Annotated in this window: 7 protein-coding genes; 4 read left to right on the plus strand and 3 right to left on the minus strand. The window is 70.4% G+C overall.

Features of this window, described 5'->3' with window-relative positions:
* Positions 1–16: 16 nt before the first annotated feature.
* The 4 genes from FHU37_RS03825 (at position 17) to FHU37_RS03840 (ending at position 7,415) form a co-directional block, all read left to right on the plus strand.
* On the plus strand, positions 17–1,207 hold the full coding sequence (locus FHU37_RS03825; protein WP_179812809.1) for a sigma-70 family RNA polymerase sigma factor: 1,191 nt from the start codon (positions 17–19) through the stop codon (positions 1,205–1,207).
* A 69-nt stretch (positions 1,208–1,276) separates the two neighbouring features.
* On the plus strand, positions 1,277–4,426 hold the full coding sequence (locus FHU37_RS03830; RefSeq protein ID WP_179812810.1) for a helicase-related protein: 3,150 nt from the start codon (positions 1,277–1,279) through the stop codon (positions 4,424–4,426).
* A complete protein-coding gene (gene drmB / locus FHU37_RS03835; RefSeq protein ID WP_179812811.1) occupies positions 4,423–6,306 on the plus strand; it encodes an MrfA Zn-binding domain-containing protein in 1,884 nt (627 codons plus the stop codon). The genes FHU37_RS03830 and drmB overlap by 4 nt, the downstream gene beginning before the upstream one ends.
* Entirely contained in the window at positions 6,303–7,415 is a 1,113-nt protein-coding gene (locus FHU37_RS03840) for an AAA family ATPase (protein WP_179812812.1), read from the plus strand. The genes drmB and FHU37_RS03840 overlap by 4 nt, the downstream gene beginning before the upstream one ends.
* 58 nt (positions 7,416–7,473) lie before the next feature.
* On the opposite strand, the gene FHU37_RS03845 is transcribed toward FHU37_RS03840, so the two are convergent.
* The 3 genes from FHU37_RS03845 to FHU37_RS03855 form a co-directional block, all read right to left on the minus strand.
* Positions 7,474–8,052 (minus strand): hypothetical protein, encoded by a 579-nt coding sequence (locus FHU37_RS03845; RefSeq protein WP_179812813.1) that lies wholly within the window; start codon positions 8,050–8,052, stop codon positions 7,474–7,476.
* 572 nt (positions 8,053–8,624) lie between these two features.
* Positions 8,625–12,743, minus strand: a complete 4,119-nt coding sequence (locus tag FHU37_RS03850; protein ID WP_179812814.1) for an Eco57I restriction-modification methylase domain-containing protein — start codon at positions 12,741–12,743, stop codon at positions 8,625–8,627.
* On the minus strand, positions 12,743–15,709 hold the full coding sequence (locus FHU37_RS03855; RefSeq protein WP_179812815.1) for a DEAD/DEAH box helicase: 2,967 nt from the start codon (positions 15,707–15,709) through the stop codon (positions 12,743–12,745). The genes FHU37_RS03850 and FHU37_RS03855 overlap by 1 nt, the downstream gene beginning before the upstream one ends.
* Positions 15,710–15,750: the final 41 nt, after the last annotated feature.

Below are 15,750 nucleotides of genomic sequence, written 5' to 3' on the forward strand. Positions count from 1 at the left end.
GACCGAGGCCGGACGGATGCTGGCTCGCTACGCCGGCGACGACGGCGCCGTCAGCCGGCTCGCCCATGACGGTGTTGCACGGCTCCACGGGCTCAGCCCCGCGGAAGTGCGGGAACTGACCGCCGAATTCCCGATCACTCGGCCCGGTCCAGCCCGCACACACGCCCAGGCGCCGGCGAAGTGCCAGGTGCCGCGCACCGCGCCTGCGACTTTGCCGGCTTCCAGCGCCATGGCCACGAAGCCGCCGATCGGCAGGGAGGGCGGCTGCTCCGCCATTGCCGGCACGGACAACACCCTGTCCGATGCCGTCCACGCGGCCCGAGCGGTGCTGGAAGCCGACCGGTGGCGCCGGAACGCAGCCCGGGTGGTGCTCAAGGCGGACGAGGAAGTGGGCCTCGCCGTGCTCCTCCGCGGGGGTACCGACACCGACCTCCTCAGTCGCGATCTGCCGGCAGACGAGATCGCGGCGCTGCCCCGCGACGGCGAGCGGTGGCGCGCTCACGAGTGCCTGGTCGTGCACAACCAGCGGCTCGTGTGGAAGATCGCACAGCACTACCAAGGGCACGGACTGGACATCGAGGATCTCGTCCAGCACGGAACCATCGGACTGCTGCGCGCGATTCGCAAGTTCGACGCCACCCAGGGAAACAAGCTGTCGACCTACGCGACCTGGTGGATCAAGCAGGCCATCACCCGGGCCGTCGCCGACGAGGGCACCCTGATCCGGGTGCCCGTGCACATGCACGAGAAGCTCCACAAGGTCGCCGTGGCCGAGCGCGAGCTCCTGGGCGAATGCCGGGCCAGGACCGTCGACAACGTGGCCTATGCCAGCGGTCTCACCTTCGCCGAAGTGGAAAAGGTACGGAGGATCAGCCGGCCCACCGACTCCCTCGACCGGATCGTCGCCGGCGACACCGCGCTCGGTGACCTGATCATGGGACCGAGCCGCCTGCCCGGGCCTGCCGTCGTGTTGATCCACAAGGAGTTCCATGCGCGGGTGCGGCACGTTCTGGAGCACCTCTCCGAGCGTGAGCGGCACATCCTCGTCAGGCGCACCGGTCTTGACGGCGACGCGCCGGACACTCTGGAGGAGATCGGGGGCGTCTTCGGCGTCACCCGCGAGCGCATCCGCCAAGTCGAAGCGAAGGCCAAGGCGAAGTTCCACGACGAGCTGGTCCGCCACGGGGTCCTCCCGTTGACCTCCTGAACCGGCCGCGTCTCCGCCGGGAGCACGCCGCCCCCGCCCGACACCACCCCGGATCGAAGGAACCCGCAGATGGACCCCCGCCAGGAACTGGTCGACTACCTCACCCGCCAGCTCGTCGGCCCCGCCGGGGGTGACGAGGAGGTGCTCCACGCGCCGCCCGACCGGCAGTACCTGATGGGCACGCTCTACCCGCAACAGGCGGACCTCCAGCGGCAACTCGCCCTCGCGGCCGAGGACCCCGAGGCACCCGGGACCGAGCAGGACGCCCCCGACGTGGATCCGGCACCAGACCCGGTGCCCGAGACCAACAGCTGGCTCCCGGCATCCCTCGGCCTCAGCTTCTACACCGATGCCACGCACGTCGAGGTGAACTGCGCCGCCGCCCGCTACGAGACGTCGAAGAAGGAACCCGGGGGCGGGCGGCGCTGGCGCCGCATCCCCCTCGCGCCCGAGGGACACGTGATCGGTCGCGACCGGGAGACCGTGCCCGTCCTCGACGGTCGTGCGGAGATCCGCCTGCGCTGCCGCTCCTACGGGGACGGCACACTCGTCACCGTGGCGTTGGTCAACAGCGCCCACCACGACGGCACCGACGGCAAGGCGCCGAGCTGGGACGACATGCTGTTCCAGTGCCGACTCACCGTGCGTCCCGCCGACGGTGCCGTGCTGCCGTACCCCAGTGTCCGGCTCAGCAGCCGGGACCCCGAGGAACGCGAATTGCGCCTGCAGTACCGGCACGTCGTCACCCATGCCGTCGGCCACGGTTGCGCCGTCCGCGAGGTCCGCGACGAGCACGGTGGCATCGGCCTCCTCGCCTGCGAAACCCTGCCGCGCGCAGAGGTGCCGGCGATTCGGGCCGGCGGCCCGCTCGACGCCCCCGTGCTCACGATCTCCCACCTGGCCGACCCGACCGTCAGCAGTGAGCAACTCCGTGAGGAACTCGCGGAGTTCGCCGCCTCTTACCACGCCTGGTACGTGGGCCAGCGGTCCGTCGAGGTTCCGGCTTGGGGACGGGAAGCCGCGGAACGAATCCTCGGCCGCGTCCGCCAGGCCGTCACCCGCATCGAAGCGGGCGTGCGCACCCTGTGTGACCCCAACGCCCCCGAACTCCTCGCCGCCTTCCGCATTGCCCAACGCGCCATGCTGCTGCAGATGCGGCACTCCTCCCCCGACCAGGCCGGTCAGCGTCGCCCGCGCTCATCCCCCGTGGCCGTCGATCCGCCGGTCGACCCCAAGGCCACCTGGCGCCCCTTCCAACTCGCCTTCTTCCTCCTCGCCCTCGACGGCGTCGCCGACCCCGACCACCGCGATCGCGGGACCACCGACCTGATCTGGTTCCCCACCGGCGGCGGCAAGACCGAGGCGTACCTGTTCCTCGCCGCCTTCACCATCGCCCTGCGCCGGATCCGCGGCGAGGGCGGCGGAACCGCCGTGCTCAGCCGCTACACCCTCAGCCTGCTCACCACCCAGCAGTTCCAGCGCGCCGCCACCACGATCTGCGCCCTTGAACACCTCCGCCGCTCCGAACCCGAACTCGGACTCGGGGACGAACCGATCACCATCGGCCTGTGGGTCGGGGAGACCACCACCCCCAACAGCTTCCAGGCCGCCAAGGAGGCCTTCGACCAGCAGCGCGAGGCCACCCACCCCGAGGACGTGTTCATCCTCGACCGCTGCCCCTGGTGCGGCACCCGCATCCTGCCACCGACCAGGTCCAGCGTGCGCTCCGACTACGGAGTCCGCGCCGACGCCGACGACTTCGCCTTCTACTGCACCCGTGACACCTGCGCCTTCCACGACGTCCTCCCCGTCGCGGTCGTCGACCAGCACCTCTACCAGAGTCCGCCCACGTTCGTGCTGGGTACCGTCGACAAGTTCGCCCGGCTGGCCTGGGAACCCCTCTCCGGCCGTCTCTTCGGCGCCGGCACCGGAAACCCACCGCCGTCCCTGATCATCCAGGACGAACTGCACCTGCTCACCGGCCCGCTGGGTAGCACGGTCGGCCTCTACGAAGCGGCCGTCCTCGAGCTGTGCACCGCCGCGAACGGCCGCCCGCCCAAGATCATCGCCGCCACGGCCACCATCCGCCGCTCCGCCGAACAGGTCCGCGCCCTGCACCACCAGGACGTCCAGCTCTTCCCGCCGTCCGGACTCGACGCCCGCGACAGCTTCTTCGCCGTACCCGACACGGGCCGACCGGGCCGCCTCTACCTCGGCGTCATGGCACAGGGGCATACGGCGGGCCGCGGCGCCGTCGCCACCACGGCGGCCATGCTGCAGGGCGTCCACCAGCTTCCCGAGGAGCACCGCGACGACTACTGGACGCTCGTCGCCTACCACCACAGCCTGCGGGAACTCGGCCGTACCGTCACCGCCGCCGGCGACGACATCCCCGCGCAGCTCCGAGGCCTCGACGAGGGGGCCGGCGTACGCCCGCTCGGCGACGGCGACGTCCAGGAACTGACCAGCAACCTGCCGCGCGCCGAGCAGCCCATCCTCCTCGACCGCCTGGAGAGGCCGTGGACGGATCCCTCGTCGGTGTCGTTCCTGCCGTGCACCAACATGCTCTCCGTCGGCGTCGACGTGAAGCGGCTCGCCTACCTCCTCATGCAGGGCCAGCCCAAGACCACCGCCGAGTACATCCAGGCCACCAGCCGCGTCGGCCGTCATCACGTGCCCGGTCTCGTCGTCGCCTACTTCAACGCCACCCGCCCGCGCGACCGGTCACACTACGAGACCTTCATCGACTACCACCGGGCGCTCTACCGGTACGTGGAACCCGCCAGCATCACCCCGTGGTCCCTGCCCGCACGCCGCCGTGCCCTGCACGCAGCACTCGTCATCCTCGTACGCCACCGGCTCGGCCTGGCCCTGGAGAACCAGGCCGGACGGATCACCCGCCACAAGGACGAGGTCGAGCGGATCGCCGACGCCCTCGCCGCGCGTGCCGCGACCGCCGAGAGCGGCGCCACGGGAGCCGATGGCGACGCCGTACGCGCCGACGTCCGGAGGGAACTCGGGTACCTCCTGGAGGACTGGTACCGGCAGGCCGAGACGGCCGCGGCCGAGGGCAAGGACCTCTACTACCGCAGCCAGGGCAAGGGCCAGTACAACCTGCTCAAGACCTTCGAGCAGCGCTACGGCCTGTGGGAGACCCTCAACTCCATGCGCAGCGTCGACCGCGAGTGCCAGATCACCGTGACGGGAGCGGGAAAGTGAAGCGCAAACTCCGCGTTCGCCAGGCGCAGACCGTGCTGCCGTTCGGCGTCGGAGCCGTCCTGGACATCCAGGGCGAGTCCTTCGTCGCCGCCGGCATCGAGGCCTGGCCGCCGCTCAAGACCCCCATCGCCTCCGACCGACTCGCGGCCCGACTGGGCGTCACGGGCTTCTTCGCCGCCCCTCACACCCTCAACGACCGCTACGACCAGCCCGACCGTCCCGGCGTTCCCTACGTCCGCTTCCCCGGCTGGCTGTTCTGCGGCGCCTGCCGGGCCATGGTCCGCTTCCTGCACGAGAACGAGAAGCCCGGCGAGCCGCCCGTCTGCACGTCCTGCGCCGCCGCCCCCCGCCTCACCCCGATGCGGTTCGTCCGCATCTGCCCGGACGGGCACCTCGACGACGTCGACTGGTGGTACTGGGCCCACTCCAACCTCACGCCCCAACGCCGGGCGTCCTGCTCCGAGTCGACGCATGCGTGGAAGGCACGCCGTCTCAGTTTCCGGGTCGCCGACCGCGTCTCCGGACTCGGTGCGCTCTCGGTGCGCTGCGGAGCGACTGGGGAAGGGGGAAAACCGTGCGGCGCCGAGCGCAACCTGCTCGACGTCCTCGGACCCCAGGGCGGACGCTGCTCGGGCCGCAACCCGTGGCAGCGCCCGCACCAGAGCGCCTCCTGCGGCCAGCAGGTCCACATCGTCCAGCGCACCGCCGGCAACGTCTACTACCCGGTCGTGTACTCGGCCCTCGACATCCCCCAGTCCACTGCCCCTCCACGGGCGGAGGAGGACGAGGCGGAGGCCGTCCTCAGCCACCAGTACTGGTGGAACCTGCTCGGCACACTCGGCACGCCGCGAGCCGGCCTCTTCCGCGACATGATCAAGGAAGACACCGAAGCCCCTGACGGCCTGATCGATCAGCTCATCGCGGAGGCCACCGGGACGCCCGCACCCTCGCCCGCCGGGCGGCAGGACTCTGGAGAACTCGACCTGAGCCGCGACGAGTGGCACGCCTTTGACGCGGCCCACCTGCCGGAACCCACGAAGGAGTTCGCGGTCCGCCGAGGCGGACTCGGCCTCGACGGCGAGACGGAGGAGCCCTGGGCCACCCTCGGCGCGCACGTCGACGGTGTCGTCCTCGTCGACCGGCTCCGCGAGGTCCGGGCACTGACCGGCTTCCGACGCCATTCCCTGGACGGCACCCTCGTACCCGCTGACACCAGCGGGCGCCTGCGTTGGCTGCCGGCGACCGAGGTCTACGGCGAGGGCATCGTCCTCACCCTCGACGAGCAGCGCCTGGCCGCCTGGGAACGCGACCCCCGCGTCCAGAGCCACGTCCACGGCATCCGCACCGACCTCGACGCGTCGTTCCGCGGCGAACAACTCGCCGAGACCGTTGGCAGCGAACTCTCCCCCCGCTTCCTGCTCCTGCACACCCTCGCCCACCTGCTCATCCGCCAGCTGTCCTTCGACTCCGGCTACACCACCGCAAGCCTGTGCGAGCGCGTGTACGGACGCCCCGAGTACGGCCAGCGCGGAGTGCTGATCTACACGGCCGCCGGCGACGCGGAAGGCACCCTCGGCGGCCTGGTCCGGCAGGGCGAGGCACCGCACTTCGCCGAGACGCTCATTCGGATGCTGGAAGCGGCCGCTTGGTGCTCCGCCGACCCGCTGTGCGCCGAACACACCGGTCAGGGCTTCGGAAACCTCAACCGCGCCGCCTGCCACGCCTGCACACTGCTGCCCGAGACGAGCTGCCAGACCGGCAACACCCTCCTCGACCGCGCCCTGGTCGTCGGCTCCGCCCGCGTTCCCGGCTACTTCACCGACGTCCTCACCACCAGCCGCGAGCACGCGGCCGCCACCGCCCTGGGACAACACCCATGACCGCCGCGAACACCCCCGTTCTCCACCCCGACCTCACCCCGGCCCAGCGCGACTGCCTGGACGCCCTGCCGCTCACCGGCCACCACGTCGTCAGTGGCCCACCCGGCAGCGGCAAGAGCCTGCTCGCCGCGCACCGCGCCGTCCACCTCTCGCTCACCGGCCGCCCCACCCTGCTGCTGTCCCGCTCCAACCTCCTGCGCCAGCTCCTGCGCGAGACCCTTCAGGGCCTCACGGTCCCCGGCGCACCCGTCGAAGCCGCCACCGTCCACGGCTGGCTCCGGCAGCACTTCGGCCCTTACGCGCCGCGCACCGAGGACGGCTGGTTCGACTGGACGGTCCTCACCCGCGAAGCCGCCGCCACCCTCGGCGAGGACGACACCGCCACACCACACCTGGTCGTGGACGAGGGCCAGGACGTGCCGGTGGGCTTCTACCGACTGGTGCGCCTCGCCGCCGCCTCCGTCACGGTCTTCGCCGACGAGTGCCAGCGCCTCACCGAGACCAACTCCACCCTCAGCGAGATCACCGACGCCCTCGGGCGCTCCACGGGGCGCGTCGAGATCGGCGGCAACCACCGCAACACCCGCCAGATCGCCGCCCTCGCCGAACACTTCCACACCGGTGGCACGCGCCCCGAACTGCCCTTCCGCAGTGGCTCCCTGCCCGACGTCCGCCACTACTCCGGTAACAGGGACCTCGCCGAGGACATCGTCGCCCTGGCGGCTCGACACCCGCGGGACCGCATCGGCGTGATCGTCGACTCCATGCGCTCGGCGAGCGAACTGCTGGGTCACCTCGAACGGTCCGGCCTCGCCCGCCGGCCCCAGCTCTACAACTCGGCGGCCACCGCCAGGCGCTACCGCGATCTCGACCTGGCCTGCCCCGGCGTCGTCCTCGTCCACCGTGCCAGCGCCAAGGGCCTCGACTTCGACACCGTCGTCATCACCGGCACCGAGACCGACGCCGCCACCGACCCCACCGCAGCCGGGCTCCGCATGGCCTACTACGTCATGATCACCCGTGCGCGTGAGCGCCTCGTCCTGGGGTGGCAGGGACGTCGCTTGCCCCGTCATCTGGAAGGGCTGGACGGCCTGGTCACGATGCATTGAAGGCTGTCGTCCGCCGCTGTCCCGGTTGGGGGGAGGGGGGAGCGGCGGGCCACACGCCTCACGCGGTTCGCGAGGAGGAGGTGCGCCGGTGCGAGGGGAGTGCCTGATCGTACGTCCAGCTCTGCAGACCGAACTCGTGAACGAGCGAACTGACATGGCCTTCGAGGGGAGTCATCGGAGGTAGATCCTCCGGCCCCAGGACCTCCACGGTGGTCCATTCGCCGGTTGCGCATCTGGTTGCCACGTACGTGAGGCGATCGGAGGGGCGTTCCTGGCTGCGTGCAGCCGAGTACAGCTCCTGTGCCGCTTCGCGGCTCGCGGAGGGAGAGCCGTCGCGCGTCGGCGGTTCGTCGTGGTGAAAGCTGAACAGCACCTCGTTCTCGGAGACCAGCTCGACGGAGTACGGGCGCTCGATGGATATGTGAGGGCTTCCGTCATCCGCCGCGGTGTCCTGCCCCGCAGCCGACGCCAGCGCATCGCCGAGCGTCGCGAAGAACTCGATGGCGGAATCGGGGGCCCGAATCTCGCGCCAAAGGGGTCGTCCGCACTTCGCCCGAACCTCGTCGCGGTCGCGCAGGGTCAGCGCATGGAGGATCACCTGCGGACCGCGGCCTTCGACACGGCAGAGTGTCTGCAAGGCGTCACGAGCGTCGGCCCCGTTGCCGGAGGGCCACACGATGGCCCACGTGGCGGCATCATGTATCGTTTCGCCTCCGCCTTCTCGGCGGATCTGGACGTGGACTTCGCGGTCGGCTTCGTCTTCTGTGAGAGCACGGCGGGTTTCGACTTCGGAGCCTTGGGGCTTCCGGCGGCTGCGATGCCGAGTGCTCCGTACTCCTTGCGCAGCAGTGAGAGTTGCTGCCGTTCCTGCGTGGTCCCGGAGGAGAGAAGGGCGTTGACGAGTGCCCCGGCCCGGCTGATGAGGTGGCGGGCTCGCGGCATGCGTTTGGTCCTGATGGCGCTGCGCAGAGCCCCGAGCGTGTGCTGCAGAGCCTTGATCTTCGCTGCCTTCCGCTTGGGAAGCGGGATGTCGGCGGCGCTCACACGTCGCTGACGGGCAGCACGGTCCCCCCAGGCGGCTCCCGACGTCATGACCACGGATGGGCGGGGATTGCTGGTCTGGCTTCGACGTACCACGTGGCGTTGGTTCCTTGGTGCGCAAGGGGGACCCCTGGGTGGCCATATACATGGCCACCCAGGGGTAGCGGGTCAGCTGTGGCGGGGACCCTGGCCTGGGGGCGGGGTGAGCGTGGAGCGGTAGGTGCCGGACTCGCCCTCCATGAGCGGATTTTCCAGGGTCAGGCCGGCGGCAGCCATGCGGTCGTACTCGGCCAGGATCAGGTTCTTGGTGCGGTATTCGCCGTACGCCTTGAGATCGTTGTCACGGACGACGTTGAAGGTATCCAAGATGTATGCCGTGTCGTCGCGGGTGATGCCGTAAAGGTGGAAGAAAAGGGCGTCCAGCTCGGCGCGGATGATGGCACGGCGATCAGAGTCCCAGCGGAAGGGGGAGCCGATATCGCCGACATCTCGAGCGAAAGGGGCTATGTCGTGGGCCGTGTAAATGAGCTCCAGGAGACGAGGAGTGATGAAGTTGGAATGGCGAGCGACTTGTGCTGGAGCGATGACAGGGAGTTGGTAAGCGGTAAAGAACTTGAGGTGGGTACCTCCAACTTTTTGACGTGCGGCGAAGTCGAGCACGAAGGAGGACAAGCAGGCCACGAGTCCAGCGACTGGGCCCGAGTGGGGGAGCATGAGTAGGGTGCCATCAGGGGCGGCTACGCGAGGGAAAACGAAGCTGATCATTGTTCGCTCATCGCTTGCTCGACAGATGTCACGCCAGCCGAAGAGCCATTCTCGGTCCCATCCCTTGATAGCCAGACGGCTGCGGACGCCTGACTCCATTATGGGCTTGCCTTTCTTGTCTACCTTGCCGGTCGGAACATCCTGTTCCGGCACCCAGTAGCGAGGCATCGCTACAGCGGACGCATCCTGGTGCTGCTCCACAGTGAAGCGCGGGAGGGTGCGTTCGTTGAGTTGCTGCTCTGTCGCGTTCTCGTACGTGGAGAATCGATGGTCGTAGTGGTGAAGCATCTTCGCCTCATACAGCGGGAGTAGGCGCTCCTCTCCGCGGAGGAGGACATTGCCGTCTAGGGTCCAGCCCGCCTTGAGGAGGTCGTCGAAGGTCTCGCCGTTCTGGGCAGCGGGACGAAACAGGTGGGAGTCGTTCGACATGTCGAGCATGCGCATGAACGAGATACCCCAGGGGTTCCTGCCCACGTCTTTTGTCTCGTCGACCAGTACCGGCACGCGCCGATAAATGCCAAGGGTGATGTCCGCATCGCGGCGGGACGAGAAGATGGGGCACGTTCCCGTGTTCGGGTTGACGCGGAGGATGTCACGCGAAGTCAGGGTGTATGAGCGGTCGGGAATCTGGGCAACCTGGCGGACCTTGGCAACCATGGAGATGGGGGCGTCAGGGGTGCCCTGGCTGCGCAGGGTGAGGAGGCAGAAGCGCACGTAGTCCTTGACCGCGGCGAAGAGTTTATCTTCATTTCCGAACTCGAAGAGGCTGGCCAAAGACCCTTTCTGTACAAGGTCCTTGAAGAAGAACTGTGTCGTCGCGTCCGTCGCGATTCCCGTCGGCACAATCACGCCCGTCCGCCCCCGCGGCCCCGTCAATATATGGTCGGTCTCTGTGAAAACGGCGTACGTGTTAATGTCGCCGCGCCCTGTCAGGGGGAAGCGGGCGCTATCGCGCAGAAAGTGGCTCTCGCCCTCCGCGCGGCGCTTCGCCGCCTCGAACTCGGTGTACAGGTGCGCGCCGTCGGGATCCTCGCGCAGCTCGGCGATGAGGCGCTTGCGGGCGGCTGCGTTCTTGGCCTCGGCGATACGGGGGTCCCGCTGCGCGAAGAATTCTTGCTCCTGGAGCTTTACCCGCTCCCACGGCGGGTTCCCCACCACAGCGTCGAACCCGCCGGCCCAGCCCGTCCCGGGCTGGACACCGACGCCCGACTCCGGAACGGCGAAGACCTCCGGGAACTCCAGGTGCCAGTGGAAGAAGCGGTACTGGTCGCGCAGGCGGAGGATTTCCGCGTGGGTGGCATCCGGGACAGCGGACTGGTTGCGGCTGCGCAGGGCGCGGAACACCTGGTCGGTCGGAGCCTCCGGGGCACCGTTGTGCTTGGGCCAGACGAAGGCGGCGCACCAAGCGTCGGCGGCGTGGAGGTCGTGGACGTAGGCCGCCGACTCGGTGTAGGCGCGGTAGGCGGACTCCTGGGCCCGTACCTGCTCCAGGGAATCGGCCGGGGCTGCGATGATGCGGGCGAGTTCGGCGGCGTAGCGATCGTTGCCGGGCAGGGCATCCGTGTCGAAGGTGAGCTCGTCCTGGCCGGCGCGCTGGGCCTTGTTGCGCTTCACGAGGGCCGAGGCGTACTTCTTGTCATCGCCTTCGATGGGCTTGAAGGCGTCATCCGGGACGCCCTCCGCCAGCAGCTTCGGCGTCGCGCCGATCAGGCCGTTGCCGTGCTTGATGTGGGCGTCGAGGAAGCTGAGGGCCTTGCCCGGCTCCAGGGCCTCCAGCCACAAGGAGACCTTGGCCAGCTCCACGGCCATGGGATTGAGGTCGACACCGTAGATGCAGCGGGCGACGACCTCGTGGAGTGCGTGGCGCACGGCGTCGACCGTCGGCTCCGGGTTGCGCTCACGCACCGATGCCACGCGCTTGGCGATGCGGCGGGCGGAGGCGACGAGGAAGTGGCCGGAGCCGCAGGCGGGGTCGCAGACCGTCAGTGTCAGCAGCTCGTCGACGATGTCGCCGGCCGGATCGGGACGGCCGGCGTCGGCGGCGCGCTGCTCGCCGCGCTTGACGGCGTCGTCGATCACCGGGTCGAGCGTCGTGTCCAGCAGGCACTCGATGAGCGAGGACGGGGTGTAGTAGCTGCCCGTCGTCTTGCGGCTGTTCCCCGCGACCTCGATCAGCTCGAAGGAGCGGTCCGTCGCGGAGTGCTTGGGCTCCAGCTCCAGCAGGGACTCGTAGACCGAGCCCAGCTCCTCGGCGTCCAGGTGGCGGTAGTCGACGGGGCGCCAGCGGCGGGCGCCGGGGTCGCGGACCTGGGCGAGGTGGCGGACGGCGGTCAGCAGCGCCTCGTTGGACAGCTTGAGGCCGTCCAACGGAGCGTCGGCGTCCGTGTGCGAGAACAGGCCGCCGAGGCCGGGCAGGGCGAGCTCCGGGCGGCCCCCTTCTGTGCCGAGGGCGTCGAGGACGATGCGCAGCGCCTCGTACTGGTCCCCGTGAGCCGTGCCCTGACGCCGACGTGCGCGTTCCCGCAGCCGCGCGGAGGAGAAGTACCGCTCGTAGGCCTCCCGCTGCCGCTTGTCGGCCTTCGGGTCGAGCAGGGCGTCGCGGTCCTCGGCGACGAAGACGAACAGCAGACGGTAGACCAGTCGCAGCAGGGCGTCCCGGAGGGCCTTCGGATCGGTGTTCTCACGCAGGCGGGAGTTGTCCGGGTGCCGCAGGAAGCCGGTGCCGAGCACGGTGAGGGCGTTCTGCACACCCAGGCGCAGCTGGTCCAGGGCGCGGGCGCCTGAGGTGACGGCCTCGGCGCGCCACTTCTCCAGCCAGCACCCCGACGCCGCCTCGCCCGCCGGCACCGTGAACCGGGACGCGTGCAGCACGCAGTACAGCAGCACGAACTCGCTGAACAGCTCGCTGTCGAAGATGGCCTCCAGGTCGAACTCGACGTAGGAGGCCGTGGCGAAGGACGAGGAGTCGCGCAGCAGGCGCAGGCGGCGGCCGTTGGTGAGGACGGCCCACAGGTGGGCGTCGGTGCGGTTGAGGCAGTCCTGGAGCATGGACTGCGCGGGGACCTGGCCGGGGGCCGGACGCTTGTCGAGTTCCTGGTTCCAGGGGATGAGGTGGATGAGGGCGGGGCCGTGGCGGTGGGAGACCGGGAAGCGCTTGTCCGGGTCGGAGTCGGCGGTGATGCCGGCCGGCCCGACCTCGGTGAGCGCGCCGAAGTCGAGCTTGCGGAAGAGCTGGGCGAGCCAGTCGGTGCCGGCCCGGCCGGTAGGGTCGGCGGCGGGCGCGCCGGTCGCGGGGTCGGCCGGGAGGGCGGTGCGCAGGTCGCGCCAGAGCGGCTTGAGGTACTCCCAGGCGCGCTCGGCCTCGTCGCGGACGGGCACCGAGGCGGGCAGGCCGTAGTCGGCGGGCTTGGTGCCCGGTAGGTTCCGCGCCTCGGCGATGCGCAGCAGCATGTCGGCGGGGAGCAGGCCGCCGACCGTGGTGACGGCGGTGAAGGCCAGGGCGGTGCGGGTGGCGGCGGGCATCAGGCTTCGGCTCCGGACGGCGAGACGGCGGACGAGACGGGGGCGGCGGGCTGCTGCGGCAGGTAGAGGTAGACGCCGAGGACGTCGGCGGGCTCCTGCGGGACGACCTTCAGGCCGCGGACGATCTCCTCGTTGGCCTTGCGGACCCGGCGGTGCGAGGCGTCGAGTTCGGCGGCCAGGCGGGTGCCGTAGTCGGTGAGGTGCGCGGAAAGCTCCGGCAGGCCGTCCAGGGTGCGGGTGATCTGGTTGCGGGCCAGCTGCTCGTGGGTGTTGGCGGTGGCGCGGGCCGCGAGGAGCGCGGTGGCCGCGTCGTCGTCCAGCCAGTGGGCGCGCGACGGCACGCCCTCGAAGGCGAGCAGGCGGGCGTCCTCGGCGACGAGCTGCCGCTCGCCGGTGCGGGACGGAAGGGTGAGGTGGAAGCGGTAGCGGACCAGGAGGAGCGTGGTGCGGGTGGTGACCGCGTCCGTGGTGACGACACCGCAGCGGCGAGCGGGACGGGGGCCTGAGGTGTTCGCGTCCAGCGCCGAGTCCAGGACGTACGCGGCGATGGCGCCGATCGCCGGGTCGGTGCGGACCAGGGCGGCCTCGCCGCGGGCGATCGCCGGAGTGGTGCGGAACGGGATCTCGCGGTCCTCCTCGACGAGCCGGCCGCCGAGGGTGGCCGCCAGCGCGTCACGCAGGCCGGCCGGGGTGCCGCCGACCTGGGCGGTGAAGTCGCCGGTGCCGTCGCGCGGGTCGCGGACCAGGGCGTCCAGGTCGCGGAGTGCTTCGAGCGTGAACTCGCGGACCTCCTCGGCGCCGCCGAGCGCGGCCCGTACGGCGGCGACCTCGCGGGCCACCTCCTCCGGGTGGATGGCGCGCTGGGCGTACCTGGAACGGGAGGTCTTCTCGCGCTCAGCGGCCGAGTTCCACTCGCGATCGATCCGGTCGAGGGACTCCTGGTGGCCGGGCAGGTCGAACAGGCTCTGCTGGCTGCCCTGCCGTCCGTGCAGCAGCAGCCACTCCACGACGGCGTCGGTCACGCCGGACGCGGTCTCGTCGGGGACGGAGACGGAGATGCCGAGGTCCTTCTTGATCTGCCGGTGCTTCTGGAACAGCACCTCCAGGACCTTGCCGTCGATGCCGTTGTCCTCGCCGTACATGGTGATGACGCGGACCTGGTCGCGCTTCTGGCCGTAGCGGTCGACGCGGCCCTCGCGCTGGTCGTGGCGGGTCGGGTTCCACGCCAGGTCGTAGTGGACGACGGCATCGAAGTGGTGCTGGAGGTTGACGCCCTCGGAGAGGCAGTCGGTGGCGATCAGCACGCGGCGCACGGCCGGGTCGCCGGCCTCCTCGGCGGACTCGGCGGCGAGCTTCTCGATGCGCTCCAGGCGCTGCTGCGGGGAGAGCGTGCCCGTCACTGCGGCGATCTTCGTCTTCCTGCCGAGCTTGCCGTCCAGCTGCTCGGCGAGGTAGTCGGCGGTGGGGATGTAGCGGCAGAAGACGATCGGGTGGTAGCCGTCGGCGATCAGCGTCTTCAGGTGCCGGATCAGCGCCTTCAGCTTCGCGTCCTCGGCCGGACCGGCGAGCTGCTTCGCCCGCTCGGCGAGTTCGAGCAGCCGGGCGCCGGCGTCCTCCGCCTCGGCGGCGCCCGGTGCGACGTCCATGCCCTCCAGTCGGTCGTTATCCGCTGAGTCGGCGGCCACCCGGGCGCCGAGGACGTCCGCCTCGTGCGGGGTGCGGGCGGCGGCGGATTCCGACCGGGTCTTCAGGGTCTGTGCGGCGGCTGCCGGCGAGGAGACCAGCGAGCGCAGCAGTGCGATCACTGACCACCAGGCGATGCGGGCCTCCCGCTTGCCCTGCTCGCCGGCCGTCTCGACGCGGTCCTTGGCGTAGGCGATGGCGTCGTCGAGCAGCGCCCGGTAGGCGGGGGTGAGCCGGTAAGGCTCGTCCTTCGTCCAGCGGTCGGACGGGAAGGCGGTCCGCTCGGCCAGGGAGTCGTCCGCGAGGCCGTCCTCCCTGGTGAGGTAGTCGCGGACGTCCGCGCGCTTGCGGGCCACGAAGTGCTCGGCGAGCTTCGCCCGCCCCGACGGGGCCTCCAGGTCCAGGGTCGCCAGTTCGGGCCGCACCAGGCCGAGCAGGTTCCGGAACGCGGACTCCTTGCCGGAGTGCGGGGTCGCGGTCAGCAGCAGCAGGTGACGCTCGGCATCGGCGGAGATCTTCCGCAGCAGCTCGTAGCGGAGCTGGTTCGAGGAGGAGGACGCGCCGCCCTGCGCGTCGTCGTCGGCGGCGACGCAGCTGTGGGCCTCGTCGACGATCACCAGGTCGGGGCAGTGCCGCACGAAGTCCTCGCGGTGGCGGGTCGACTTGATGAAGTCCGTCGAGATGATCGTGAACGGGTGCCTGTCGAAGAGGGACTGGCCGAGCTCCAGGCCGCGCTCCAGGCGCGGCACCGTGGAGGCCAGGACCAGTTCGGCGTCGATGCCGAACTTCTCCCGCAGCTCGGTCTGCCACTGCTCGGCCAGGGCCGGGGAGCACAGCACGGCCAGCCGGGTCGCCTCGCCCTGCGCGAGCAGCTCCTTGGCGATCAGTCCGGCCTCGATGGTCTTGCCGATGCCGACGTCGTCCGAGATCAGCAGCCGCACGGTGCGTTGGCGCAGCGCCATGAGCAGCGGGACCAGCTGGTATGCGCGGGGTTCCACGGCGATCGACGCCAGCGAACGGAACGGGCCCGCGCCCGCCCGGAACCCGATGCGCAGCGCCGTGCGCAGCAGGCCGGCGGCGCGCTGGTCGCCGAGGTCGGCCGGGCTCGGTGGCACGAACTCGGCGTGGCGCACCTCCTCGAACGCGGGGAAGACCGCCGCGATGTCGTCCTCGCTCCCGCCCAGTGGGCGCAGCACCAGCATGTCGGGCGCGCTCTCCGGCAGCACCACCCATTCGCGGCCGCGGGCGGCGACCAGCGAACCAGCTGCGTACGTGGGGCTCATCAGGTGTCTCGGTTCCTTGGGGTCGGGAGCGGGTTGGGGGC

The sequence above is a fragment of the Allostreptomyces psammosilenae genome (assembly GCF_013407765.1).
In the GTDB taxonomy this organism is placed as follows: domain Bacteria; phylum Actinomycetota; class Actinomycetes; order Streptomycetales; family Streptomycetaceae; genus Allostreptomyces; species Allostreptomyces psammosilenae.

Coding starts and splice junctions, on each gene's coding strand:
- FHU37_RS03825 (WP_179812809.1), top strand. CDS start 17: ATGCTGGCTCGCTACGCCGGCGACGACGGCGCCGTCAGCCGGCTCGCC.
- FHU37_RS03830 (WP_179812810.1), top strand. CDS start 1,277: ATGGACCCCCGCCAGGAACTGGTCGACTACCTCACCCGCCAGCTCGTC.
- FHU37_RS03840 (WP_179812812.1), top strand. CDS start 6,303: ATGACCGCCGCGAACACCCCCGTTCTCCACCCCGACCTCACCCCGGCC.
- FHU37_RS03850 (WP_179812814.1), bottom strand. CDS start 12,743: ATGCCCGCCGCCACCCGCACCGCCCTGGCCTTCACCGCCGTCACCACG.
- FHU37_RS03855 (WP_179812815.1), bottom strand. CDS start 15,709: ATGAGCCCCACGTACGCAGCTGGTTCGCTGGTCGCCGCCCGCGGCCGC.